The 25,701-nt window shown below is 67.0% G+C and carries 19 protein-coding genes and 1 riboswitch; of the genes, 11 read left to right on the top strand and 8 right to left on the bottom strand.

The annotated features are described in order from the left end of the window. Positions 1-87 precede the first annotated feature (87 nt). The 4 genes from RQP53_RS12655 (at position 88) to RQP53_RS12640 (ending at position 6,366) form a co-directional block, all read left to right on the top strand. Complete coding sequence (locus RQP53_RS12655; RefSeq protein WP_315650672.1) at positions 88-1,335, top strand: ROK family transcriptional regulator; 1,248 nt, start codon at positions 88-90, stop codon at positions 1,333-1,335. A gap of 70 nt (positions 1,336-1,405) precedes the next feature. After that, entirely contained in the window at positions 1,406-2,371 is a 966-nt protein-coding gene (locus RQP53_RS12650) for a carbohydrate kinase family protein (RefSeq protein ID WP_315650671.1), read from the top strand. Further along, a complete protein-coding gene (locus RQP53_RS12645; protein ID WP_315650670.1) occupies positions 2,368-3,594 on the top strand; it encodes an MFS transporter in 1,227 nt (408 codons plus the stop codon). Before RQP53_RS12650 ends, RQP53_RS12645 begins: the two co-directional genes overlap by 4 nt. Before the next feature lie 87 nt (positions 3,595-3,681). Continuing rightward, the gene (locus RQP53_RS12640) at positions 3,682-6,366 is read left to right on the top strand and encodes a TonB-dependent receptor (protein WP_315650669.1); all 2,685 of its coding nucleotides are present in this window, start codon (positions 3,682-3,684) and stop codon (positions 6,364-6,366) included. Between the two features lie 25 nt (positions 6,367-6,391). Here the strand turns inward: RQP53_RS12640 and RQP53_RS12635 are convergent, their stop codons facing one another. From RQP53_RS12635 to RQP53_RS12625, 3 genes are all read right to left on the bottom strand, one after another. Next, positions 6,392-7,576, bottom strand: a complete 1,185-nt coding sequence (locus tag RQP53_RS12635; RefSeq protein WP_315650668.1) for an FIST signal transduction protein — start codon at positions 7,574-7,576, stop codon at positions 6,392-6,394. Next, entirely contained in the window at positions 7,577-8,290 is a 714-nt protein-coding gene (locus RQP53_RS12630; RefSeq protein ID WP_315650667.1) for a PhaM family polyhydroxyalkanoate granule multifunctional regulatory protein, read from the bottom strand. 71 nt (positions 8,291-8,361) lie between these two features. Continuing rightward, entirely contained in the window at positions 8,362-9,351 is a 990-nt protein-coding gene (locus RQP53_RS12625; RefSeq protein WP_315650666.1) for a TraB/GumN family protein, read from the bottom strand. Positions 9,352-9,418: 67 nt separating this feature from the next. Between RQP53_RS12625 and RQP53_RS12620 the strand changes: the two genes are divergently transcribed. Further along, on the top strand, positions 9,419-9,832 hold the full coding sequence (locus tag RQP53_RS12620; RefSeq protein ID WP_315650665.1) for a VOC family protein: 414 nt from the start codon (positions 9,419-9,421) through the stop codon (positions 9,830-9,832). A gap of 54 nt (positions 9,833-9,886) precedes the next feature. Here the strand turns inward: RQP53_RS12620 and RQP53_RS12615 are convergent, their stop codons facing one another. From RQP53_RS12615 to RQP53_RS12600, 4 genes are all read right to left on the bottom strand, one after another. Further along, positions 9,887-12,745: a TonB-dependent receptor plug domain-containing protein gene (locus tag RQP53_RS12615; protein ID WP_315650664.1), complete on the bottom strand. Its 2,859-nt coding sequence runs from the start codon at positions 12,743-12,745 to the stop codon at positions 9,887-9,889. A gap of 538 nt (positions 12,746-13,283) precedes the next feature. Next, complete coding sequence (locus RQP53_RS12610; protein ID WP_315650663.1) at positions 13,284-15,584, bottom strand: ATP-binding protein; 2,301 nt, start codon at positions 15,582-15,584, stop codon at positions 13,284-13,286. A gap of 169 nt (positions 15,585-15,753) precedes the next feature. Next, entirely contained in the window at positions 15,754-16,038 is a 285-nt protein-coding gene (locus tag RQP53_RS12605) for a BTH_I0359 family protein (protein ID WP_315650662.1), read from the bottom strand. 202 nt (positions 16,039-16,240) lie between these two features. Beyond that, positions 16,241-17,146, bottom strand: coding sequence for a DUF3108 domain-containing protein (locus tag RQP53_RS12600; RefSeq protein WP_315650661.1), 906 nt, complete (start codon positions 17,144-17,146; stop codon positions 16,241-16,243). Positions 17,147-17,219: 73 nt separating this feature from the next. Here RQP53_RS12600 and RQP53_RS12595 point away from each other — a divergent pair, with 73 nt between their 5' ends. The 5 genes from RQP53_RS12595 to RQP53_RS12575 all read left to right on the top strand — a co-directional run bounded on the left by RQP53_RS12595 (position 17,220) and on the right by RQP53_RS12575 (position 21,461). Beyond that, positions 17,220-18,209 carry a fumarylacetoacetate hydrolase family protein gene (locus RQP53_RS12595; protein ID WP_315650660.1) on the top strand — a complete coding sequence of 330 codons (990 nt, stop codon included), beginning with the start codon at positions 17,220-17,222 and terminating at the stop codon, positions 18,207-18,209. After that, positions 18,206-19,171, top strand: a complete 966-nt coding sequence (locus tag RQP53_RS12590; RefSeq protein ID WP_315650659.1) for a nucleoside hydrolase — start codon at positions 18,206-18,208, stop codon at positions 19,169-19,171. Before RQP53_RS12595 ends, RQP53_RS12590 begins: the two co-directional genes overlap by 4 nt. Beyond that, positions 19,164-19,637: a GNAT family N-acetyltransferase gene (locus tag RQP53_RS12585; RefSeq protein WP_315650658.1), complete on the top strand. Its 474-nt coding sequence runs from the start codon at positions 19,164-19,166 to the stop codon at positions 19,635-19,637. Before RQP53_RS12590 ends, RQP53_RS12585 begins: the two co-directional genes overlap by 8 nt. Before the next feature lie 28 nt (positions 19,638-19,665). Next, positions 19,666-20,331, top strand: a complete 666-nt coding sequence (locus tag RQP53_RS12580) for a DUF4197 domain-containing protein (RefSeq protein WP_315650657.1) — start codon at positions 19,666-19,668, stop codon at positions 20,329-20,331. Positions 20,332-20,393: 62 nt separating this feature from the next. Next, the gene (locus RQP53_RS12575) at positions 20,394-21,461 is read left to right on the top strand and encodes a homocysteine S-methyltransferase family protein (RefSeq protein WP_315650656.1); all 1,068 of its coding nucleotides are present in this window, start codon (positions 20,394-20,396) and stop codon (positions 21,459-21,461) included. 2 nt (positions 21,462-21,463) lie between these two features. Here RQP53_RS12575 and RQP53_RS12570 read toward each other — a convergent pair whose 3' ends face one another. Beyond that, on the bottom strand, positions 21,464-22,660 hold the full coding sequence (locus RQP53_RS12570) for an HD-GYP domain-containing protein (RefSeq protein WP_315650655.1): 1,197 nt from the start codon (positions 22,658-22,660) through the stop codon (positions 21,464-21,466). Between the two features lie 116 nt (positions 22,661-22,776). Next, a riboswitch (S-adenosyl-L-homocysteine riboswitch) is annotated at positions 22,777-22,875 on the top strand. A 61-nt stretch (positions 22,876-22,936) separates the two neighbouring features. On the opposite strand from RQP53_RS12570, the gene metH reads away from it, so the two are divergent. After that, positions 22,937-25,684 carry a methionine synthase gene (gene metH / locus RQP53_RS12565; RefSeq protein WP_315650654.1) on the top strand — a complete coding sequence of 916 codons (2,748 nt, stop codon included), beginning with the start codon at positions 22,937-22,939 and terminating at the stop codon, positions 25,682-25,684. Positions 25,685-25,701: the final 17 nt, after the last annotated feature.

Here is a 25,701-nt window from a genome sequence, read left to right as displayed (position 1 = left end):
AAATACAATCGATAGATGTAAATAAATTCTGCGAGAGTTGGCGGGCTCGCCAGGTCAGCCGCGAACAAAATGAAGAAGGAATCGGGAATGAGAAGCACGGGGCGTGGAGCCACCCAACAGTCGAGTGCGCCCTACAACCGGCGCGTGGTGCTGGATTTCATCCGCCAGCACGGCGCGGTGTCGCGCAAGGACATCGTCGACATGGTCTCGCTCAGCCCGCAGACGGTGGCCAATAGCACCAACGATCTGGAGGCCATCGGCCTGATCGTGTCGCGCCGGCTGAAGGCGGAGAAGACCCGTGGCCAGCCGCCAATTGCCTTCGAGCTGAATCCGGATGCCGGCGCCGCCATCGGCATCAGCCTGGAGCCCGGGCGGGCTTCGGCGGCGCTGGTCAATCTGGTCGGCGATGTGCGGCTGCGGGTTGATCGGCAGGTCGACACCGGCGATCGCAGCGCCATCCTCGCCGGCATGCTGGACTTGGTCAGCCAGCTGCGCAAGGCCTCGCGTGAACGGCTCTGGGGCATCGGCGTGGCGCTGCCGGGGCCGCTGGGGGCCACCGAGCTGAGCTTTGTCGGCCCGACGGCGCTGGAGGGCTGGGCCGATCTGTCGGTGCTCGACGAGCTGCGCGACATCACCGGGCTGCCGCTGTTCTACAGCGTTGACAGCGTTGCCGGTGCCCTCGGCGAGACGCTGTTCGGCGTGGCCAAGTCGCTGGACAACTTCTTCTATCTGCATTTCGGCCTGGGCCTGGGCGGGGCGCTGGTGGTCAACCGGGCGGCCTACCACGGTGCCAACGGCAATGCGACCGAGATCGGCCATGTGCCTCTGGTGCCCGGTGGCCGGCCCTGCTACTGCGGCAATGCCGGCTGCCTGGAGCGCTATCTGTCCATGCATTCGCTGGCCGAGGCCATGGGCGTCGACGACAAGCAGGTCTGGGCCCTGCCCATCGAGCAGCTGCTGCGCGAGGGCACAAATTCGGCCTTCACGGCCTGGTGTCGCGAGGCGGCCGAGCGCTTGCGCGACGCGGTCTGCCTGATCGAGAACATGCTGGACCCGCGCGCCATCGTCATCGGCGGCTCGGCGCCCAAGCCGCTGGTCGAGCACCTGCTGGCGCTGGCCCAGCCGCTGCGCCATTCGGTGCGCGGCGGCCTGGCCGGGGCGGGCGAGCCGGCCGAGCGCATCGTGCTGTCGCAGTGGCAGGACGACAGCTCCATCCTCGGCGCCGCCGTGCTGCCCATCTACGAAATGCTGTCGCCCCGGCTGGAGGTGCTGCAGCAGGAGCGGCGCACCGAGGTCGATGTCGCCGATCTGCTCGGCCATCCCGGCATCAAGTGATCGATAAATAAATACATCTACTGGATTTAAGTATTGACGCGGGACCATGCGCTGACCTACAGTCGGCGCCATGGACAGAGCACATCCGCACCTCAGCATAGTTGGCGACCTTGGCGTCGACCTGGTCATGGGCTCGATTGCCGAATGGCCCCAGGTCGGCACCGAGCTGATCCTGCCGCGCAGCGAAATGCGCGCCGGCGGCTCGGGCGCCAACACGGCCTTGGTGATGCGCCATCTGGGCCGCCCGGTGCAGCTGATCGCCGCCGTGGGCGACGACGACTTCGGCCGCTGGCTGGCCGCGCAGCTGCACGGCGTGCAGGCCGATCTGCAGACCTGCCGCAGCAGCACGACCTTGTCGGTGGGCCTGATGCATGCCTGCGGCGAGCGCAATTTCTTCACCACCCAAGGCCATCTGGAACTGATGGACGCCGCCCATGTGCGGGCACGGTGGCAGGCCCAGCCAGCCCCGAGGTCCATCGCCCTGTTCACCGGCAGCTTCTTGTTGCCGGGCCTGCGTGCCCAGTACGCCGAGCTCTTGCGCGAGGCCGCGCAGAACGGTTATCAGGTGGCGCTGGACACCGGCTGGCCCTCGCAGGGCTGGAGCGAGGCCTTGCGCGCCGAGCTGCGGCCCTGGCTGGCCCATGTCGATCATCTGCTGATCAACGAAACCGAGGCGCTCCATCTGGCTGCTAGCACCGAGCTGGACGCGGCCATGCGCCACATCGCGACGCTGCTGAAGCCGGGCGCCAGCCTGGTCGTCAAGGTCGGTGCCAAAGGGGCGATCGGCCTCAGCGCGGGCCAGCGCATCGAGCAGGGCGCCGTGCCGGCCCAGGTGTTTGACAGCATCGGCGCTGGCGACAGTTTCAATGCCGGCTACCTGGCGGCGCGGCTGCAAGGCGCCGACCTTGCGCAGGCGCTGGCCAGCGGCTGCCGGGTCGCGCAGGCGGTGCTGGCGCGCTTTCCCCGTGCCACCATTGCGCCCGGCGAGTTGGCGGCTTGTCTGCAGCCCGCCGCATTCAATGAGGTGGCCGCATGAAACAGCGCAGCCTGATCGTCGCCTACATCCTGCTGATCTGGTTCGTGATCTCCTTCGTCACCAACCTGATCGGGCCGCTGATGCCCATCATCATCAAGGACTTCGAGCTCAGCCTGGGCATGGCGGGCTTCCTGCCCTTCTCCTTCTTCCTGGCCTATGGCCTGATCTCCATCCCCGGCGGCATGCTGGTCGAGGCACGCGGCGCCCGCAGCACGCTGCTGCTGGCCTTTGTGCTGAACCTGCTGGGCTCGCTGGCGATTGCGATCAAGCCGGACTACGGCTTCGTCATTGCCGGGCTGTTCGTGATCGGCCTGGGCATGGCCTTGCTGCAGGTGGTGATCAACCCCTTGATGCGCACCGCCGGCGGGGAGTCGCACTTTGCCTTCTACTCGGTGATGGGGCAGCTGATCTTTGGCCTGGCCTCCTTCATCAGCCCCGAGGTCTTCAAGCTCTTGATGGAGCGGCCCGGCGCGGCCGAGGCGCGGCTGGTCTGGGTGGCGTTTTACTGGGCCTTTCTCGCTATCTTCATCGGCCTGATCCTGCTCAACCAGGCGCTGCCGATTCCCCGTGTGGAGTTGAAGGATGACGAGCGCGCCGGGGGCCTGGCCGCCTACCGCGATCTGCTGAAGCGGCGCGATGTCTGGCTGTTCTTCATTGGCATCGTGGCCTACGTCGGCACCGAGCAGACGCTGGCCAACTGGATGTCGCAGTTCCTCTCCAGCTATCACGGCTATGCCGCGACCGGCGAGGCGGCCGATGCGGTCGGACGCTTCTGGGGGCTGATGTCGCTGGGCTGCCTCTTGGGCCTGCTGCTGCTCAAGCTCTTCGATGCCCAGCGGGTGCTGGCCGGCTTCACGCTGGCGGCCATGGGCTGTGTGGCGCTGGCGCTGTTCGGCTCGGCGGCGCAGTCGCTGATCGCCTTTCCGCTGGCGGGCTTCTGTCTGTCGGTGATGTTCTCGGTGATTTTTTCGCTGGGCCTGAATTCGCTCGACCAGCATCACGGCGCGCTGTCCGGCATCTTGTGCAGCGGCATTCTCGGCGGCGCCGTGCTGCCGCTGCTGGTCGGCACGCTGGGCGATCACATCGGCCTGCGTCTGGCCATGACCCTGGTCTTCCTGACCCTGGCCTTCATTCTGAGCATCAGTGTCTGGGCTCGCCCCCTGGTGCGCAACGAGACGGTGCCCTGGCGGCAGCTGCTGGCCGCGCGCCAGCCCAAGCCCTAGCCGGGCTCGAGCACCAGCGAATTTCAGCCTTTCGTAGTTGACATGGTGCCGGCGCCAGACCGGCCTTCAAGATCAAAGGAGCAAGACGTGAAAGAGCATCCCACCCGCACGGGCTACAGCGCCATCGCTGCCGCCATTACCCTGCTGTGCAGCGCTGCGCTGACGACGGCAGCCCAGGCTCAGCAGAGCCAGCCGAGCGAGGGCGCAGAAGCGGCGACCGCCAAGACGGCCAAGCCGGCAGACAAGAACGAGCTCAGCGTGGTCATGGTCAATGCCACGCGTGTAACCAGCAGCCTCTTGCAGACGCCGGTGGCCGTCAGCGCGATGACGCAGGAGTCGCTCAGCCGCGAGGGCATCACCAATATGCGCGGCCTCTCCGGAACCGTCCCTAACCTGCAGATTGCGTCTGGCGCCGACTCCGGCGTGCAGATCAATATCCGCGGCGTCGGCTCGACCAATTTCACCGAGATCGGCGATCCGGCCGTCGGCCTGCATGTGGCCGGTCTGTACTCGCCGCGGCCGCAGGGCGCGCTGGCGCTGATGTTCGATCTGGAGCAGGTTGAGGTGCTGCGCGGCCCGCAGGGCACGCTGTTCGGGCGCAACTCCACCGGCGGCAGCGTCAACATCATTCCGGCCAAGCCCGAGTTCGGTTCCAGCTATGGCAGCGCCGAGCTGGACCTGGGCAACTACAACAAGCGCCAGCTCAACGTCGTGCACAACCTGGCGGTCAACGACAAGCTGGCACTGCGCGCCACCTTCAGCACGGTCAAGCGCGACGGCTGGATCAAGCAAGAGCAGGACTTCACCGACGTCAACATCCCCGCGCAGGGCTTTATTGGCGACGGCATTCCCGATGTGGACCAGCGCCGCAACGTCAAGGTGGACAAGAGCCGCTACTACTACAACCGCGATGAATGGGCGCTGCGCCTGGCCGCGCGGGCCAAGCTGAGCCCGTCGCTGGAATGGTTGATCAGCTATGAGCGCTTCCAGAACAACAGCGCCGGCGAGATCGCGCTGAAGGACTGCGAGCAGGCGGCCGGCACGCGCTTTGCCTGCCAGGGCGATCCCTGGGCGGTGAAGATCAATGTGCCGGGCAAGACGGACATGAATATGGACACCGTCCGTTCCGCACTGACCTGGAAGCTGAGCCCGAGCACGACGCTGGAATACGGCATGGCCTATGCGAATCAGCGTCGTTCACAAATCTCTGACGACGATGGCGGCTACCACCCGCTGCCGAGCCAGGTCGACATCCAGCTGCCGCTGGGCCATGAGGGCCAGAAGGGCGTCTGGCCGGTGCGGGACGAGACCTCGATCACGCTGGGCTCCAAGTACAAGTCCACCGTCCATGAGCTGCAACTGAAGCAGCAGTTTGACAATGTGCAGCTGGTCTCCGGCCTGTTCTGGATGCACGAGAAGAACGCGATCGACTATGCGCAGGAACAGCTGGTCACCGAGCCCTATGGCTTTGCCACCAGCCAGTTCTATCACCAGCCCGACCGCCAGATCGATGCCAAGGCCCTGTTTGCCCAGGCCGACTGGAAGTTCGCGCCAGGATGGACGGCGACCATAGGCGGCCGCTTCAGCCGTGACAGCAAGACCGATCGCGGCGGCCAGGTCTATGGCGGCTGGGATGGCGCGACGGACGCGTACTACAACGGGCATTACCACCCTGGCACCCCCGGCGAACCGGGCTTTCGCGCCCACAACGGCCGCGATCTGACCGAGGCGATGGGCCCGTTTGCCGGCGTCGACGCCTACAAGCAATGGGGCGATCCGGCCGGCAACGACCATTCGGAGAGCTGGAAGAAGTTCACCTACCGCCTGGGATTGGCCAATCAGCTGACGGCCAACGACATGGTCTACACCTCACTGTCGACCGGCTACAAGGCCGGCGGCTTCGGCGACAAGGACGACCGCTGCGGCGACAAGACCTGCGTCGACGGTCCGGCCGGCCCGCAGTACACCTTCTTCCCCTACAAGCCGGAGACGGTGACCAACTTCGAGTTCGGCTACAAGGGCATGATGCTGAACCGGCGCCTGAGCCTCTCGGCCACGGCCTTCTTCAGCATCTACAAGGACATGCAGGTCACCGGCGACTACTTCGCCAGCCGGGTCAAGATCGATGCCCCCTGCCCTCAGGACACCCCGACCTGCGACATCATCACCAAGTACCAGACCGTCAATGTCGGTCGGGTGACCATTCCTGGCATCGAGCTGGAGCTTGACTACAAGCCCTGGGCCGGTGCGCGGCTGGGCGGCTTCTTCGCCTACATCAACAGCAAGATGAAGGACTACCCGTCCTTCAGCGATGACTGGAACTGCGGCGTGCGCCGGGATGCCGGTGCGCCGGCCTGCCCGGAGCCCTACAGCGGACCCAACCGTGAGTTGGCCGGCCGGCAGATCTATGACATCACCGGCAATCACCTGCCGAATTCGCCCAAGTACAGCTTCGGCCTGAACTTCTCGCAGAGCTTCAACCTCGACAACGGCTACGAAGTCGTGCCCTGGGTGAACCTGAAGTGGCAGGACAAGATGTACTTCACCCTGCGCAATCTGGACAACCCGCACATCTCTGACGGCCAGAAGGCCTTCGCCAAGGTCGACCTGTCGCTCAAGTTGAACGCGCCCAAGCTCTGGCATGCCGAGCTCTATGTGCTGAATGCGACCAACAAGATGACCAAGAACTCGGCCGGGCCCTGGAACGGCAGCGTGCGCGCTTACTACAACGATCCGCGGATGATCGGTGTGCGCTTCGGCCTGGACTACTGAAGCGGCAGTGCCGGCAGCGCGGCGCTCAGTGGTGCTTGAGAAAGACCGTCAGCACGCCGGTATAGCCATAGAGCTTGTCGTGGGCGATCTCACCGGCGGCGAAGAAGCCGGTGAGAGGCACGTCGCCAAGCGCATGGCGTATCCATTGCAGCTCGGCCGAGGGGGCGCCGAAGTGGCTGCCGCCGCGGCCGGCGCAGCTGATGTAGAGCGCGCCGGCGATCGGCGAGCTGCCGTTGCTGGCCAGTGCGGCGCGGTCTTCGGCCTCGTCGCGCAACTCGGTGCAGATGCGCAGCAGGTCGCGTCGCGCGGCCTCCGGGTTGCGCTCGCAAAAGCTCAGCAGTTGGCCGACATGGAGTTGCTCGCCAACGGCCACCGCGCGTCGCGCGGGGTCTATGCCCATCAGATGGCGCACGGTCACCTCGGCGCCGTAGTCGCTGCGCCGCGCCGTGCCTTGCTGCGGCTCGCTGAGCCCGGCCAGGCAGCGGCGCAGGCGCGGCACCGCCTCGCGCAAATCGCCACCCGCGGTGGGCAGCGGCAGGGCCAGGTCTTGCAGCAGGCAGTCCAGCGCCGGCTGGCCATCCAGTTCGGTCAGCCACTGGCCCTCGCAGGCGCTGATGCGGCGTGTGGCGCCCAGGGCCTGGCAGCCCTGGCTGACCCGCGAGCTGATGCCGATGCCGGCGCCGAAGGCCACACCGGACAGCCCGCCATGCCAGACGCCATCGGCGATATGGATCGCCTGCTTGCGCCCGGCGGCCAGGCCGCCGAACACATAGCCGCTGCTGACATGGCCGGCCAGATCGGTGATCAGCGCCTGCAGATCGCTGTTGTTCGGGTCGCCATGGAGCTGAGCCAGCGCGGCCGGCCAATGGCCGAGCGGCTGGCGGCCTGAGAAGAGGTGAAACTGCTCGGCCGGCAGATCGGCCAGCATCAGGCTCAGCGCCGGCTCATCGAAATACTCGACCCCGCTGGCACAAACGCCAACGCCGGAAGCGCCCAGCCACTGCACCCCGGGCCAGCGTTGCTGCGCCTCGGTCAAAAGGCTGTCGGCGGCATCGACATAGGCCTCGGTCAGATAGAGCCAGCCGATGCTGGGCTGCCAACGTGAGCGCGGCCCCAGCGCAGCGCGCTGGGCCTCGATCTGCGCGCCCGCCAGCGCCAGCGCCAGATGAGCGTCCGGGTGGGTGGCGTGGGCGTGCAGGAACTGCGGCATTCAGCGGCTGCTGCTGCGCTTGCGCGGGCTGCCCTTTGCTGATGCGGCCGATGTGGCACCGCGGGCGGCGGGCTTGGGTGTCAGCGTCTTGGCGACGGTGCCGGCCATGCTGCTGGCCACGGCGCCAGGCACGGCGGCGGCCTTCTTCAGCGTTTCGCCGGCCGCATCAAAGCTCTGTTTGACGATGGCGCCGGCCAGGTTCTTGGCGGCATCGGTGGCCTGGTCCTTCATCGCGCTGGCGGCCAGCTGGGTGAACTGCTGGCTGAGCGCCGACCACCATTGCATCGGATCAACGGCCGGTGCCGCGGGCGCGGCCTCCTCGGCCTTGCTTTTTGTGGCGGCGGGCTTTCTGGCCTTGGGGGCCGGGGCGGCCATGCCGGGAACGCCGGGCAGACCGGGCATGGCGGAGAAATCCGGCGTCGGCACCTTCAGCGTTTCACTCAGCTCGGCCAGCGGCACATTCATCGACTTCAGCGTCGACAGTGTCATTCGCTGCACCTCCAGTGCCTGGATGGTGGCCCCCAGCATGCGGGCGTTCTGCTCCAGCCAGAATTGCACCGTGCGCAATTCCTCGATGCGCTTGGACAGCTCTTCGGGGTTCAAGGTCGGGGCGACCCACTGCCCGATGCCCGGCAGCGCGGCGCCGGCGTTCTTGACCAGGCCTTGCAGGAAATCAAATCCGGGAACGAACTTGGTGAAGCTGTTGTCGGCCATGCATCCTCCGGCGAGTGGTTCGGCGGTGTCGATGGTAAGCGCTGCGGCCACGGCTGCGGCGCGGATTTGGATCAGGGCAACAGCTGTTCGATCTCGAAACCCTGTTCGCGCAGCAGCCGTGGCAGCGCCTGCGGGCCACTCATATGCAGGGCGCCGACAGCAGCGAACACCGTCTGCCCGCCCTGATGCAGGGTGGTGATGCGCTGGGCGAGCAGGGGGTTGCGCTCATCGTTGAGCCGGCGCAATGCGGCGCGATCGGCCGGCGAGTCGGCGCAGCGGCACCAGCGTGGGTAGTCGGCCAGCTGCTTCAGATCACCACGGGCCCAGACCTCCGCCAGCCGCCGCACCGCCGGCCGCACCTGGCCTTGCTCCAGCTGCTCCAGCCCCTGCTGCAACTCGCTGCGGGCCAGTTCGGCCGAAGCAGGAATCAGCGCGCGCAGCTGCTCGGCGGCGTCTTCCAGCGCGACGATGGGCATCTTCTGCTGCTGGGCCCAGCGGCTCAGCATCGCCTCCTGGCCCCAGGTCGGGTCCAGACCATCGCGCTGCGCGGCGAGCACGGTGTAGGTGCTCAGCTGCATCAGCGGGTGCAGGGCGGCCAGTGCGCTGGCCGGCAGGCAGGCGGCCGTGGCCTGGGCGTCTAGCCGGGCCTGCAGCTTGCGGTCCAGTGCGAGCGGCTCGGCGTGGGCCGGCGGGGCCAGCAGGAGCTGGCGGGTGGCTGGGTCGTCGAGATCCAGCTCCAGCGCCAGCACCTCGCTGGCTTGCAGCGCCGCGCGCAGCTTGGGGCCGGGATAGGCCCAGGCCTGGCGGCCGATGTGCAGGCTGCCGTACAGATAGGAGCTGCGGCCGCCGCGGCTGATGCGCCACAGCAGGCCGCGATCCTTGGCCTCGGCGGCGAGTCGGCTCGCCTGCTCGGCGCTGGGCGCCGTGGCCTGCGGCGGGCAAGACCTGGCCCCGGCCGTCTGCGACACGAGGCCCAGCACAACCAGCAGCACGGCATTGAGGCCGCTGAAAAGCGCGCGGCGCAAGCGTTGTGGCCAGCCGACGTCGTGTCGCTGGAACATGGGTAGTGAGAGTCCTGTCATGCCGCTACGATGCCACAGTCGGCCTCGGCCTTACGCACCACCGCCCATGAAGAGTCTGTTCCATCTGGCGTTTCATGTCCGTGACCTGCAGCAGGCCCGCGATTTCTACGGTGGGCTCCTGGGCTGCCGCGAGGGCCGCAGCACCGAGACCTGGGTCGACTTTGATTTCTTCGGCCATCAGATTTCGCTGCATCTGGGCGAACCCTTCGCCAGCGCGCGCAGCGGCCGGGTCGGCGATCAATGGGTGCCGATGCCGCATCTGGGCGTGATCCTGGAGTTGCCGGACTGGCGGGCGCTGGCGCAGCGCCTGGTGTCGGCCGGCCAGGCCTTTGTGATGCCGCCGCAATGCCGCTTCGAGGGCCAGCCGGGCGAGCAGTGGACGATGTTCTTCCACGATCCCAGCGGCAATCCGATCGAGGTCAAGGGCTTCGCCTCGCTGCAGCAGGTCTACCAGCACTGACAAAAAAGCCCGGCGCATGCGCCGGGCTGATTCAGCTGGGCTTGTCGCCGGTGCTCAGAAGCGGTATTCGGCCGCCAGCTTCAGCATGCGGCCACGGACATCGGCGCGGTCGAAGGGGTAGTTGCCGCCGCGGGCCTGGTCAGCGGCGCGCAGATCCAGCGGGGGCCTTTGCGCGAACAGATTGAACAGGTGAGCCGACAGGCGCAGGCCCTTGAAGCCGGTGTAGGCAATGTCGTAGTCGAACTGCTGCGCCGACCCGACCCGGCACAGATCTGCCGGCCAGCCACGTGCCACGCAATCGGCCGCCGCATAGCCGCGATCATCATCGTTGGCTTCGAGTGATTGCCCGCTGCGGTAGACATGGCTTAGCGCATGGCTGAAGTTGCCGTGCTGCAGGCTCACGGTGTTGCGCAGCTTCAGGCGTTCATAGCCGTAACGTCCTGCCATATTGACGCTCCAGTCGCCGGTGCTGGCCAGCCATTGCTGGAAGTTCAGCAGGTAGCTGCCATCGAGGGTCCAGCCAAGCCGGCCGAAGCGGGTTGGCAGCGCGGCATTGATGGCCAGATCCAGGCCCGAGGTGCGGGTCTTGAACTGGTTCTCGAAGCGGTTGGTCACGCTCTGGATGCTGCCGACATAGGGGTGGGTCGCGTCGAAATACTTGGCGCGCTCCTGCGGGCTGATGAAACTGCCGTCGCGATTGGGATCGCTGTCGCGGCGCACGACGCCGGACGGCAGCGCGGCCTCCATGGCCAGCAGCTCATTCGGGTTGCGCATCGAGATCTCGTCCTTGCGCTCGATGTTGTAGTAGTCCAGCGCCAGGTTCCAGCCCCGATCGGGCGTGAACACCAGGCCGAGGCTGACCGAACGCGAGGTCTCGGGCTTCAGGTCCGGATTGTTCAGCGTCACCATATTGACGAAGCCATTGCACTCGACATTGACGGTGTAGCCGGCACGCCCCTCCAGCGCGGCGCGGGCCGGGTCGTTGGCGGGCAGGGCACTGGCCTGCGCATGCAGGTCGTTGGCCAGGGCCTGAGCGGCATCGCAGCGGCGCGGATCGCGCAGCGGCGGCGTGAAGGCGGACTTGGTCGAGGTGGCGCTTTCGGTCAGGTTGGGGGCGCGAAAGCCAGTCTCCAGCGCGGCGCGCAGCAGCCATTGCTTGCTCGGCTGGTAGCGCAGACCCAGCTTGGGCGAGGCATGGGCGCCGAAGCCGTCGAACTTGTCAACGCGGCCGGCGGCCTCCAGGGTCAGCTGGGCGGCCACTGGCAGGCTCAGCTCGGCGTAAATGGCCGCGGCATTGCGCGCGCCGTCCGAAACCGAGGTGCCCAGGCCGATGATGTCGCCGTGCTGGATGTTGTCGGTCGGGATGATCTTCATCGACTCATGGCGCAGGTCGAAGCCCGTGGCCACGCTCACCGCGCCGTGCTGCCATTGCGCCAGATCGCCGCTGAGCTTGCCGTCGACAAAGGTCTGGCGATTCTGACCGTCCCAACCCAACACCGGGAACAGGCGGGCCAGCACGTCGGGGCTGTTGGCCTTGCCGAGCTGGTAGCCGCCGGGCTTGTTGAAATAGTCCGGCGCCAGCGGGAAGGCGTTGTAGTCGCCGATCAGGCTCTTGAAGCCGCTGTCGCTGGCAAAGCCGCCCTGCTGGGTCAGCCGGGTCTTGCCGCCGGTGACGCCGACGGCCACCTCCCAGTCCATGCCCTGCCACACGCCCTGCAGGCCGGTCAGCGCGCGGTACTGCTCGCTGCGCAGCTGATTGGCGGTCGGGGCATCGTCAAAGGCGTAGTGCAGCTGGGCCTCGAACGGCGAAGGGTTCAGTGGGTGGCCGGCGGGTAGGCCACGGTTGGGCTGGAAGGTCAGCGGCGTGTTGGTGGCCGGGTTCAGCCAGCGGTAGGGCCACTGGATCGAGAAGGGGCGCTGTTGGTAGTCGTTGCGGGTGCGCGAGTACAGCACTTCGGTGAAGCCATCCAGCTCGGCCGTCGGGCGGTAGCGGGCGCGCAGCAGCAGATTGGCGCGCTCGGCCGCCGGACTCAGCTCGGCGCTGGCGAGATCGTCCTTCAGGCACAGGCCGTTCGGATTGAGCGTCTTGCAGCCGGGCAGGGCGTGTGGCGGGCCGTCCATCGGGAAGACATTGCCCGGCGCGTTGTAGTCCGTGTAGGTGGCCGGGCCGCCCAAGCCGGGGAAGATCTCTTTGTAGCGTGGATTGACCTCGCCGAGCAGGCGGCGCCAATCGGTCTCGGCCTTGCGGCTGAACAACTCGGCGTGGGCAAAGATGTTGAAGCCCTGTTTGGCCAGATCGCCTGTGCCAGCGCTCAGGCTGGCGCGGCTCTCAGTGAACTTGGCAGCGCCCAGGCCCTGCTGGCGCGAGGCCGAGGCCGCGACGCCTTGGAAGTCCTGGCGAGTGATGATGTTGATGACACCGGCCACCGCATCGGAGCCGTAGATGGCGGCGCCACCGGACTTGAGGATCTCGATCCGCTCGACGGCCTCGGCCGGCAGCGCGTCCAGATTGGTGAAGACCTCGCTGAAATCGGCCAGCGGATAGGGCGCGACACGGCGGAAGTTCAGCAACACCAGGGTCGATTGCTTGCCCAGATTGCGTTGCGAGGCACCGCTGGAGCCGCCGGCAAAGGAGTTGGCGCCGTCGACATCGGAGAGGCCGCTGCGCGGGGTGGCGCTGGACAGGCTGTTGAGCATTTCCTGCACGGTATTGGCGCCCAGGCGCTGCAGATCCTCGCGGCGCAGCACCTGGACCGGCGTGCTGCCTTCGTCGCTGGCGCGCTTGATGTGGCTGCCGGTGACCTCGACGCGCTCCAGCGTCTCGGCGCCGGCAGCTCGCGCCAGCGGGCTCAATGGCAGCAGGCCTGCACAGGCCAGGGCAATCAGATGGGGGCGTTGCTTGTGTAGTTTCATGGGGTGGGCAATCGGTGGCTCCAGCCCCCTGGCCGGTGACGCGCAAAAGCAGAGGCACAGCGGCGCCGGGCCCGGCGCATCTGGCGTCCAGTCCCATCTGCGCAGGCGTGGCGATGCCTCGGGGCATGAACAGACGTCAAACCCCAGGGCCTTGCATGGCTGCTGATGCTGGCGCGGCGCCAAGGACGGCAACGCCGCGCGCTCCTCGTCACCCGGGCGTCGGGCCTGGGTGTTCCTCTTGTGTTCTCGTTTTGATTGTTCCGCCCGCAGGGCTCTGCTCGGCCCTTGACGAACGGCACGCCTGTCCACGGAAACCGATTCCTGGTCAAGCTCTCGTGGAGCCCGACAATTACGACGCTGAACTAACGGCGTAGTGGAGTGCCTCAATGGGGTGATTCAGGCACTTCGAACGGCATCAGGGGACAGCAGCACTATGCCTGTGACGATGACCCGAGGGACAGGGGTCAAGTGCTTACGTAAGATTACGCAAGCTGGGCCGCTCCTGTGCGAGCAGCGGTTCAGCGGTGCGAAATTGGCCTCAGTGAGCGCGCCCGAAGCCAATGCTTCGGCGCTCACGCACCTCGGGTTTGACGCGGTGCTCGGCCTCCAGCTGGCTGAGGAAATCGTCAGGCTCCAGCACCTCGCCCAAGACCTCGCATTGCTGGCGCACCGCGGCAAAGTCGCCATGCGTCAGTGAGTCCAGCGCCAGCAGGCGTTCACGTTGCTCGGCCGTTGTTGGCGCCACCTCGCGCTCGAACATCAGCACGCGCTGCTCGGGGCGCAGCGCCTTGAAACGGATCTTGAAGGCAAAGCGGCGTAGCGCCGCCTCGTCCAGGTCTTCGAACAGATTGGTGGTGCAGATGAAGACGCCGGCAAAGCGCTCCATGCCGGCCAGCATCTCGTTGACCTCGCTGACCTCGTACTGCCGCTCGGCCATGCGCCGGCTGCGCAGAAAGCTGTCGGCCTCGTCGAGCAGCAGCACGGCGCCTTCCTGGGCTGCCGACTCGAACATCCGCGCCATGTTCTGCTCGGTTTCGCCGACGAATTTGCTGGCCAGATCACTGGCCTGGCGCACCATCAGCGGCCGCTGCAGCGCCTGCGCGATGTGTTCGGCCAGCGCGGTCTTGCCGGTGCCGGGCGGGCCGTAGAAACACAGATTGCCGCGGCTGCGCTTTTGCAGCGCGGCGACGATGCGTTTGATCTCGTAGCGCGATTCGCAGTTCAGCAGCTCCAGCGCGTATTGGGTGCAGCTGTGGCGCTCGCCGCGTTCGCGGGCCTGGTGGCCCAGCGCCTTGTCGGCATTGAGCAGCTGGCGGCTGATCAGCCCCTCGATCTCGCTGGCCTCCTGGCTGGCGCCGGCCAGCTGGGCAAAGCGCACGGCGGTGCGTATCTGTGCCGGCGTCAGGCCGCGGCGTTCACTGAGGCTCTTGGCGAACTCGGCGCTGACCGGCACAGCGCCCAACGCTTTCTGCACCAGGCCCAGCCGCGCGCCCGGCGGCGGCGACTTCAACTCCAGGTGGTACTGGAAGCGGCGGCGAAACGCTGGGTCGATCTGCTCGATGCGGTTGGTGACCCAGATCACCGGCACCGGATTGGTTTCCAGGATCTGGTTGACCCAGGCCTTGCCGCTGACCGAATTGGAGGTCGGCATTTCCAGTGCCGCATCCATCCGCGCCATCAGCTGCACGGTGTCGCTGGACAGCGGCGGAAACACATCCTCGACCTCGTCGAACAGCAGCGCCACATTGGCGCTGGCCTTCAGGAACACCTGGCTGATCTGCAGCGAGCGATAGCGGTCGCGGCCGGACAGCGAATTGCCATCGCGGTCGGCGTACTCCACCTCATAGAGATCCAGCCCGGCGCTGCGTGCCGCCACCTTGGCCAGCTCGGTCTTGCCGGTGCCGGGCGGGCCGTAGACCAGCACATTGACGCCGGCCTGGTGGCGCGCCACCGCATTACGCAGCAGCTGGCCCAGCAGCGTCAGCTCGGCGGCGACGAAATCGAAGTCGCTGGCCTGCAGCTCGCTGGGCGTGGCCGGACGGGTGAAGACGGCCATCAAATCCTGCGGGTCCTGGTACTCGCGCATCAGCACCGGCGGCAGCTGGTCGCTGACCTTCATCAGATCGGCCAGATCGGTGATGTTGTGTTCCGAGATCAGGTTCTCGACCATGCCGATGCGTTCCAGGCGCGAGCCGGCACGCAGGGCTTCGGCCACCTCTCGCTCATCGACCCCGGCCACGGCCGCGATCGCCGCAAAGGCCTCCTGGGCGGTGTTGACCTTGAACTCGACCAGCGCCCCGCGGAGCTCGCGCTGGTAGCGCGCCAGCGTGCCGTAGAGCAGGATGGCGCGTTCGGCCGGATTGAGCTGCAGCAGCTGGCCCAGCGCCGCGATGTTCTTCTCGACCAGGGTGGACTGCTGCTTCAGTTGGCGGTCCAGCGCCTCGCAGGTGGTGGCCAAGAGGGCCATCATGTCCTTGGGCGCGTCCTTGACGTATTCATCCAGATAGAAGAACAGCGTTGCCTCGGCAAACGGGCCGTTCCAGACACCGTAGCGATCAAGAAAGGCCTCGTCGCTCAGTGTTTCGTGGCGCGCCCACAGCTCGTTGTTCTGGCAGCGCAGCGCCAGATAGGCGCGCAGCCGGGCCAGCACACGCACCGGCCAGACCAGGTGGCGGCCGGTGAAGGACAGCAGGCCATTGAAATCGCGCCGCAGATTGAAGCGGCTGGCGTGCTTGACGGTCAGCGTCAGCACAAAGTGCGAACACATGAGATCCATCACCGGGGCCTCTTTCAGACCGGGCGATGTCAGCACACGTGTGTCAGCCAGACGCTTGACCATAGGCAACTCCCTGCGGGTTGAGCCCGATCTTGGCTCAGCGTCAACGCAAGGACAAGTGCTCTGCTCTTGTTGTCAGGCGCATTTGCACTTTCCCCCGCTATTCCGGCGATCGCCGGCGATCCGCTGCGATGATCTGAAATTGCCGGCGGCAGGGTGATCCCTCCGCGTTTCAGTGCATCACGACCGGTTGCTGGCCCATGCTGGCGAAGCGTTCGATGAAGTCATCGAGGTCTTCCTCTGAAGGGTCCTGCTCGATCAAGGCCTCGACGCCTTCCTGAAAGGCCTCGGCCAGTGCGCCCTCGATGAAGATTTCCTTGCGGGCGAATTTGTCGACGATCTCGAAGCCCCCACGATTCAGCGGTGGGTGGCTTGCCGTGCCGTCCGGGCGCAGTGCCTCGACCGGCACATCAAACTGCACCACGACAAAACTGGGGGAGTTGTAAAGCATGTGCATGATGTACTCCTGAGTCCAGCATCTGCGGTCAGCGGCACCAATCTCAAGGGAGTCCGGTGCCACTTCTGAACCTGCCGCGAACAAATAGTGGCAGAAAGCGTGGCTGATCGGGGCTTGCTGCGGCGAGATTCGTCGTAGATGCGTCACAAGATCACGGCTTTCGACCGCTTTTTGCCGCTTTCTGCAGCAGCAGTCCCCGCGTTCAGGGGGCTGGCGTCTGCAGTTGCAGCTCCCAGCGCTCTTCATCGCCCACGCTTTGGCGTACGCGCGTCGGCAGGAAGTGGCGTGCCGGGTCCAGCCAGACGTCAAGCCGCGCATCGAAGGGTCCCATGGCTTCACGGCTGAAATGCCAGAGCCCGTCGGCCTGGCTGCCCTCGAAGCGGAACAGCCACAGCAGCGGCGGCCCGCGCAGCGCCGCCACATTGAGCACCAGCTGTTGGCCGGGCTGCAGCCGCTCGGGCGCGGCGGCGACCATGGCCGGCAGCTGCAGCCACCAGGACAGCCGGTCCTGCACGCCCTCGGGCAGCGGATGCAGCGCACGGTGGCCCGAATAGCTGATCAGCCCTTCGTCACGGCGAAAATTGATCGCCTGGCGATCTTGGCCCTGGCGCTGCATCGCAAAGCGCTCCGGCAGCAGGCCCTCGGCGCGCACCAGGCCCTCGCTGCGCCAGTCCGGCAGGCGCCGCCCGGGCAGCTCGCGCTCCAGCCGCAGCTGGTAGCGGCCCTCGCTGATCTGCCAGCTCAGGCGTGCCGTGCCCAGCTGGCCGGCCTGTTCCAGCGTGTAGTCCAGGCTGCCCTCGGGCAGGGACTGGACGGCACTGGCCAGCAGCGGCGGTGCGTTCAGCAGCTCGGGCGGGGGCGCGGCACTGGCGGCGGCTGGCGGCGGTGTGGCGGCTGGTGTGGACTTTGGTATGAGTGGCGCCCGGCTGATGGGCAGTGGCGCCGTCGCGGTCTGAGCGTCGGGCTCTGGCCGCTTGGCTTCGACGTTCAGCTGCCGGGTCTGCATGGCCGGCAGGCCGGCCAGGGCCAGCGGCGGACGCGGGCTGGGGGCCAGCAGCCAGAGATGCAGCAGCGCGGCAGCACCCAGGGCCAGCAGCCAGGCGCGCAATTTTGGAGCTCGCAGTCGATGTGGATGCATCCCGGCCATTGGACAATGCTGCCATTGCTTTGAATGGTCAGCCATGAAACTCGCCACCTACAGGGACGGCTCCCGCGACGGCCATCTGGTTGTGGTCTCGCGCGATCTGAGCCAGGCCCATTACGCCACCGGCATCGCCACCCGGCTGCAGCAGGTGCTGGACGACTGGAATTTCCTCGCGCCGCAGCTGGAAGAATTGTCCATCACGTTGAACCATGGCCGTGCCCGCCATGCCTTCGCTTTCGAGCCACAGAAATGCATGGCGCCCTTGCCGCGGCCGCTGCTCAGTGCGCTGGGCCAGGCCTGGCCCGCCCACGGCGAACGGCTGGCAACGCTGCGCGGCGAGGCGGCTGCGGCTGAGCCGCCGCTGCGGTTCCTGTCGCCGTTATGGCTGGGGGCCACCGAGCCGGTGCGCCTGGCCAGCGAGGTAATGGGCATTGATTTTGCGGCCGAGCTGATCGCCATCTGCGGCGATGTGGCCCAAGGCGTCACCGCCGAGCAGGCGCTCGAAGGGGTGCGCCTGCTGGGTCTGGGCAGTCGCTGGTGGCTGCGTCAGCTCGATGCCGGCGATGCGGCACTGTGCCAGCCGCTGGCCAGCCAGGCGCCGCTCTTGGTCACGCCCGATGAGCTGGGCGAGGCCTGGAAGGGCGGGCGCGTGCTGCTGCCGCTGCAGGCGATGTGGAACGGCCGCAAGATCGGCCAGTGCGAGTGCGGCAGCGATATGGACTCCCATTTCGGCCAGCTGATCGCCCAGCTCGCCCGGCTGCGCGCGCTGCCGGCCGGCAGCCTCGTTGCCGCCGGCCCGGTCAGCAACCGTGAAGCCTCGCGTGGTGTTGCAACGATCGCCGACAAGCGGGCGCTGGAAATCGCCAAGGACGGTAGCGCCAGCACCGAGTACATGAAGTTTGGCGACAGCCTGCGCCTGGAGATCAAGGGTCGCGATGGCCTGAGCGTCTTTGGCGCAATCGACCAGGATGTCGTCTCGCTGCACGAGCCCGTGGAGCCGCCGGCTCCTGAAGCGGAGGCCGCATGAGCGCTGTGAAGCAAGGCTGTTCCATCATCATCGACACCGATCCCGGTCAGGACGATGCGGTGGCGATTCTGCTGGCCCTGGCCAGCCCGCAACTGGACCTGCTGGGCATCACCACGGTGGCCGGCAATGTGCCGCTGGCGCTGACCAGCCGCAATGCGCGCATCGTCTGCGAGCTGGCCGGGCGTCCCGACGTCAAGGTCTTTGCCGGCGCCGACGCCCCGCTGAAGCGCCCGCTGGTGACGGCCGAGCACGTGCACGGCAAGACCGGGCTGGACGGCATCACGCTGCCGGCGCCGACGATGCCACTGCAGCCCGGCCATGCGGTCGACTTCATCATCGAGACGGTGATGAGCCGCCCCGCCGGCACGGTGACACTGTGCCCGCTGGGCCCGCTGACCAATATCGCCCTGGCCCTGCAGCGCGAGCCGCAGCTGGCCGCGCGCCTGCAGCAGATCGTGCTGATGGGCGGGGGCTGCTTCGAAGGTGGCAACATCACGCCGGCCGCCGAATTCAATTGTTATGTTGACCCCGAGGCGGCCAAGCTGGTGTTTGCCAGCGGCGTGCCGATCACCATGGTGCCGCTGGACTGCACCCACCAGGCGCTGACGACGCCGGCGCGCATCGCGGCGATCCGCGCGCTGGGCACGCCGCTGGCCGAGACGGTGGCCTGCTGGTTGGAGTTCGCCGAGCGCTTTGACGAGGCCAAGTACGGCCAGCAGGGCGGGCCGCTGCACGACCCCTGCGTGATCGCCTGGCTGCTGGCACCGGAGCTGTTCAGCGGCCGCGACTGCAATGTCGAGATCGAAACCGACAGCGCACTGACGCTGGGCATGAGCGTGATCGATTGGTGGGGCGTCAGCGGCCGGCCGCGCAATGCCCATGTGCTGGGTGGCGTCGATGCCGATGGCTTCTTCGCCTTGATCACGGCGGCGCTGGCTCGACTCGGAGGGCGCGGTGGCTGATGAACTGAACTTCCGGCTGGCCACGGCCGACGATCTGCCCGCGGTGCTTGATCTGCTGGTCGCCGCTGGTATCGATGAGCGCGAGGATCTGGAGCTGGATGGCGCGCTGGCCATCTGGCCGCTGATGCAGGCGCGTGGCGCCGAGCTCTTGCTGATGGAGCAGGGCGAAGGGCCGGAGCGCCAGCTGCTGGGCACGCTGACGCTGTACATCCTGCCGCTGCTGGCGCACCGCCAGGCCAGCGAGGCGCTGGTCGAGGATGTGGCGATTGCGCCCGAGGCGCAGGGCCGCGGGCTCGGCCGTCGGCTGATCCAACATGCGATGCAGCGGGCCAGCGCGGCCGGCTGCTACAAGCTGGTACTCAGTTCCAACCAGCGCCGTGTCGAGGCCCATGCCTTTTACGAGCGGCTGGGTTTTGAGCGACATGGCTTCAGCTTTGTGGTGCCGCTGGACGCGACGCGCGGCTGATGGTTCGGATGGATTGAGAGGCTGAACGATGAAACGACGTCACCATTTGATGCTGGGCCTGCTGGCACTGTTTGCATTGCCGGCGATGGCGCTCAGCGAGGGCGATGCCGCCAGCGGCGTACGCGCAGCGCTGGAGCGCGGTGCGGCGTCCGCCGTCAGCTCGCTGGGCCGCAACGACGGTTTCCTCGGCAACCCGGCCGTGCGCATCGAGTTGCCGGGCGCGCTGAAGGACGCCGCCCGGCTGCTGCGCGCGACCGGCCAGGGCCGCAAGCTCGATGAGCTGGAAACCGCGATGAACCGGGCCGCCGAACAGGCCGTGCCGCAAGCGCGCACGCTGCTGGTGTCGGCGGTGCGCTCGATGAGCGTGGAAGACGCGCTGCAGATCGTGCGCGGCGGCGATGACGCGGTGACGCGCTTCTTTGAAACCAAGACCCGCGCCCCGCTGGCGCAGAAGTTCCTGCCCATCGTCACCCGGGCGACCGAAAAACAGGCCCTGGCCGACAAGTACAACGCCGTGGCCGGCAAGGCCGCCGGCCTGGGGCTGCTGCGCGGCGAGGATGCCAATCTGCAGCAGTACGTCACCGAACGGACGCTCGATGGCATGTACCGGATGATTGCCGAGGAAGAGAAGAAGATCCGCCAGGATCCGATCGGCACCGGCAGCGCGATCCTGAAGAAGGTGTTTGGCGGGTGAGGTCTGCCCGTCAGCAAGACCCGCTGCCGGCCGGGGCCGACGTCATTTCCTACAATGCGGCCATGAACGCCACCACCGCCTCCACCGCCCCGCGCTTCACGCGCGGCAGCCAGCTGCCCGACATCCTGCAACAACGCATCGTCATCCTCGACGGCGCGATGGGCACGATGATCCAGCGCTACAAGCTGGGCGAGGCCGATTTCCGCGGCGCGCGCTTTGCCGCGCATGGCAAGGATCTCAAGGGCAATAACGATTTGCTGCCAGTGACCAAGCCCGAGGTCGTGCAGGAGATTCACGAGCAATACCTGGCCGCTGGTGCCGACATCATCGAGACCAATACCTTTGGTTCGACCTCGGTGGCCCAGGAGGACTACGGCCTCGAGTCCATCGCCTACGAGATGAATGTGGCGGCGGCCCGCATCGCCCGGGCGGCCTGCGACAAGTACAGCACGCCCGACAAGCCGCGCTTTGCTGCTGGCGCCTTGGGGCCGACGCCGCGCACGGCCAGCATCAGCCCCGATGTCAACGACCCCGGCGCCCGCAATGTCGATTTCGACACCTTGCGTGCCGCCTACTACGAGCAGGCCAAGGGCTTGCTGGACGGCGGCGTCGATCTCTTTCTGGTCGAGACCATCTTCGACACCCTGAACGCCAAGGCGGCGATCTTTGCGCTGGACGAGCTGATGGAGGACACCGGCGAGCGCCTGCCGGTGATCATCTCCGGCACGGTGACCGACGCCTCCGGCCGCATCCTCTCGGGACAGACGGTGACGGCCTTCTGGCACTCGGTGCGCCACGCCAAGCCGATCGCCATCGGTCTGAACTGCGCGCTGGGCGCCACGCTGATGCGGCCCTACATCGAGGAACTGGCCAAGGCGGCAGGCGCCACGGCGGTCAGCTGCTACCCGAATGCCGGCCTGCCCAACCCGATGAGCGACACCGGCTTCGACGAAACGCCGGACGTCACCGGCCGGCTGATGGAAGAGTTCGCCAAGAGCGGCTTTCTGAACATTGCCGGTGGCTGCTGCGGCACGACGCCGGCACACATCGCGGCGATTGCGGCCAAGGTCTCGGCCTACCAGCCGCGGCCCTGCGGCCACAAGCTGTTCAGCGATCTGGTCGCTGCCTGAGTTCAGATCACCTTCAGCAGCTTGTCCATATTGACCAGCAGGCGCAGCTCATGCGGCGCCAGGCTGGCGGCAATCGCCTGTGAGGCGAGCCGGGTGTCGCGCGGCACCGGGCTGCTCAGCGGCGCGCCGCTCTTGCCCAGCAGGGCCGCCACCAGGGGATCGGTGGCACTGTGGCCGCGCTTGACGACGATGCCGACCTCGCCATTGGCCAGACGCACCAGGCTGCCGGGCGGGTAGAGGCCAATCATCTTGATCAGCGCGGCGCCGGCCTCGTCGGGCTGCTGCATCTCATCAAGAAAAACGGCCCGGGCCGCCGAGGCGCCGGGCAGGGCCTTGCGCGAGCGACGCGGCGCCAGCCGGGCGCCAAAGATGTCGATGCGGCGCAGCAGGCGCGCCAGCTGCTCGGCCGGCGTGCGCGGCGCCAGCGGCCCCGGGCCGGCCTCGTGATGCAGGCGTACCGCGCCCAGCCACAGCTCGCTGATCACGCCCTGCTGGCGCAGCAGCTCGGCGCTGCGGTCGCCGTGGCCCAGCAGATCGCGGCGCTGCGCCGGGCTGGGGCTGTCTTCCTGGGCGGCCATGCGGTCCTGCTGGGCGCTGAGGCTCAGGTTCATCGTCAGTGCCGCGCGGGTCAGCGCCTCGCGCCAGTCGGCGGGCCAGCCGAGCTGGCGGGCGCTCAGATCGGCCAGCATCAGGCAGAGCAGGGCATGGCGTGAGCTGTAGTTCTGGTGGTCCTGGCTGGCGTCGTAGATCAGCAGCGTCAGCACCGCGTCGGGGTGCTGCTGCAGCCGGGTCAGCGCGCTGTCGTGCAACTGCTCCAGCCGCTGCACAAAGGTCTCGCGCGCCGGGTCACGCAAGAGGGTGTGCGCATGCAACTGCAGATCGGCCCAGGCCGCGGTTTCGCTCAGCTCGACCGGGCGCGGTGCGCGATCGGGTTTGAACTGCGCCTCGGCCTTGGCGATCTCCGACAGCGAGGCGCCCTGGTGCATCAGCGTGTCCATCCGGTGCAGCTGGGCGCGCTGGTACTCCTTGGTCTCGTGCGCCAGCACATAGGCGCCGCGCTCGATCAAGGCCTGCACCTGGGGGGTGTTCTGCAGCGTCTGGCCGCTGGCGAACAAGAGCTTGCCCTCGGCGTCGCGGACGGAAAAGGTCAGCACCTGGCCGACGCGCAGGCTGTTGGGCGGGAGATGTATCAGGTCCACGGGAGGCAGGGCAGAGCGTATCCAGTTCTTCGGCGGTTCCGAGTATCGGCTTGAGCGAAGCCTGGCTTGCCCAGCAAAATCCCGCGGCTTGGCAAGCCTCGGCGTAAAATCCGCCACGGTTCGAGGAGCGTTGCGATGGCCTGCGTCAGCAGTGGCCGCCAGGCTCGGACCGCATCGGGGCCCGAGGCCCTGATTCTCAACGACGCTCACCGAGCTCCAGATTTCTCCTGTGGCCGCGGTGAGTTGCGCGGCCCACTCTCTTTGCCCGAGGCCGCCATGACCGTACAAGCTCAAGCCCATTCCCAGACGAAGCCGCCGGCGATGAAGCTCTCCGGGCTGGAACCGGTGCTGATCGGCGAGGGCTCGCTGTTCGTCAATATCGGCGAGCGCACCAATGTCACCGGCTCCAAGGCCTTTGCCCGGCTGATTCTGAATGGCCAATTCGAGGAGGCGCTGGCGGTGGCGCGCCAGCAGGTCGAGAACGGCGCCCAGGTGATCGACATCAATATGGACGAGGCCATGCTGGACAGCAAGGCGGCCATGGTGCGCTTTCTGAATCTGATCGCCTCCGAGCCCGAGATCGCCCGCGTGCCCATCATGATCGACAGCTCCAAATGGGAGGTCATCGAGGCGGGCCTGAAGTGCATTCAGGGCAAGGGCATCGTCAATTCGATCTCGCTGAAGGAAGGCGAGGCCGAGTTCCGCCGCCAGGCCAATCTGGTGCGCCGTTATGGCGCCGCCGCCGTGGTGATGGCCTTCGACGAAAAAGGCCAGGCCGACACCTTCGAGCGCAAGACCGAGATCTGCGCGCGCGCCTATCGCATCCTCGTCGATGAGGTCGGCTTCCCGGCCGAGGACATCATCTTCGACCCCAATATCTTTGCCATCGCCACCGGCATTGAGGAGCACGACAACTACGCGGTCGACTTCATCAACGCCACGCGCTGGATCAAGCAGAACCTGCCCGGCGCCAAGGTCAGCGGCGGGGTGTCGAACGTGAGCTTCAGCTTCCGCGGCAATGACCCGGTGCGCGAAGCCATCCACACCGTCTTCCTCTACCACGCCATCCAGGCGGGCATGGACATGGGCATCGTCAACGCCGGCATGGTCGGCGTCTATGACGACCTGGAGCCGGTGCTGCGCGAACGCGTGGAGGATGTGGTGCTGAACCGCCGGCCCGACGCTGGGGAACGGCTGATCGAGGTGGCCGAGAGTGCCAAGGGCGCGGCCAAGGACGATTCCGCGCGCCTGGCCTGGCGGGCCGGCAGCGTGGACGAACGGCTCTCGCATGCGCTGGTCCACGGCATCACCGACTTCATCAACGAAGACACCGAGGAGGCCTACCAGGCCATCCTGGCCAAGGGCGGCCGGCCGCTGCATGTGATCGAAGGCCCGCTGATGGCCGGCATGAATGTGGTCGGCGATCTGTTCGGCCAGGGCAAGATGTTCCTGCCCCAGGTGGTCAAGAGCGCTCGCGTGATGAAGAGCGCGGTGGCCCATCTGGTGCCCTATATCGAGGAAGAAAAGCGCCAGCTGGCCGCCGCCGGCGGCGACGTGAAGCCCAAGGGCAAGATCGTCATCGCCACCGTCAAGGGTGATGTGCACGACATCGGCAAGAACATCGTCACCGTGGTCTTGCAGTGCAATAACTTCGAGGTGGTGAATATGGGCGTGATGGTGCCCTGCCAGGACATCCTGGCGCGCGCCAAGGTCGAGGGGGCCGACATCATCGGCCTCTCCGGCCTGATCACGCCCAGCCTGGAAGAGATGCAACACGTGGCCGCCGAGATGCAGCGCGACGACTACTTCCGGATGAAGAAGATCCCGCTCTTGATCGGCGGGGCGACTTGCAGCCGGGTTCACACCGCGGTGAAGATCTCGCCGCATTACGAAGGCCCGGTGGTCTATGTGCCCGACGCCTCGCGCTCGGTGGGCGTCTGCTCCGACCTGCTGTCCGACGAACGGGCCAGCCGCTTCATCGACGAGTTGAAGAGCGACTACGACAAGGTCCGCGAGCTGCATGCGAACAAGAAGCAGACCCCGTTGGTGCCGCTGGCCGAGGCCCGTGCCAACAAGGTGCAGCTGGACTGGGCCGGCTACACGCCGCCGGAGCCCAGCTTCATCGGCCGCCGCGTGTTCAAGAACTACGATCTCGCCGACCTGGCTCAGTGCATCGACTGGGGCCCGTTCTTCCAGACCTGGGACCTGGCCGGCCCCTTCCCGGCCATCCTGAAGGACGAGATCGTCGGCAGCGAGGCGCAGCGGGTGTTCAGCGACGGCAAGCGCATGCTGCAGCGCCTGATCGAAGGGCGCTGGCTCAGCGCCAACGCGGTCTTCGGCCTCTACCCCGCGGCGCAGGTCAATGACGACGATATCGAGATCTACCGCGACGAGAGCCGCAGCGAGGTGCTGATGACCTGGCGCGGCCTGCGCATGCAGTCGGAGCGCCCGGTCGTTGATGGGGTGAAGCGACCCAACCGCTGCCTGGCCGACTATGTGGCCGCCAAGGGCGGGGTGCCCGACTATGTGGGCCTGTTTGCCGTCACCGCCGGCATCGGTTGCGACAAGAAGGAAGCCCAGTTCCTGGCCGATCACGACGACTACTCCGCCATCATGCTCAAGGCCCTGGCCGACCGGCTGGCCGAGGCGCTGGCCGAACGTCTGCATCAGCGCGTGCGCCAGGAGTTCTGGGCCTACGCGCCGAACGAGGCGCTGAGCAATGAGGCGCTGATCGCCGAGCAGTACCGCGGCATCCGCCCGGCGCCGGGCTATCCGGCCTGCCCGGATCATCTGGTCAAGCGCGATCTGTTCCGCGTGCTGGCGCCCGAGGAAATCGGCATGGGCCTGACCGATGCGATGGCGATGACGCCGGCCGCCAGCGTCAGCGGCTTCTACCTGGCGCATCCTGAGGCGAGTTACTTCAATGTGGGCCGGATCGGTGAGGATCAGCTGAAGGACTGGGCGGCGCGCTGCCAACTCGATGAGCGCGAGGCTGCGCGCGCGCTGGCGCCGCAGCTGGGTTGATTGACCCTGAACGAAAG

This window comes from Roseateles aquae (assembly GCF_032337115.1).
Lineage (GTDB): Bacteria > Pseudomonadota > Gammaproteobacteria > Burkholderiales > Burkholderiaceae_C > Roseateles_C > Roseateles_C aquae.
The sequence above is the reverse complement of the archived record's forward strand: the minus strand, read 5'-3'. Positions and strand labels throughout refer to the sequence as shown.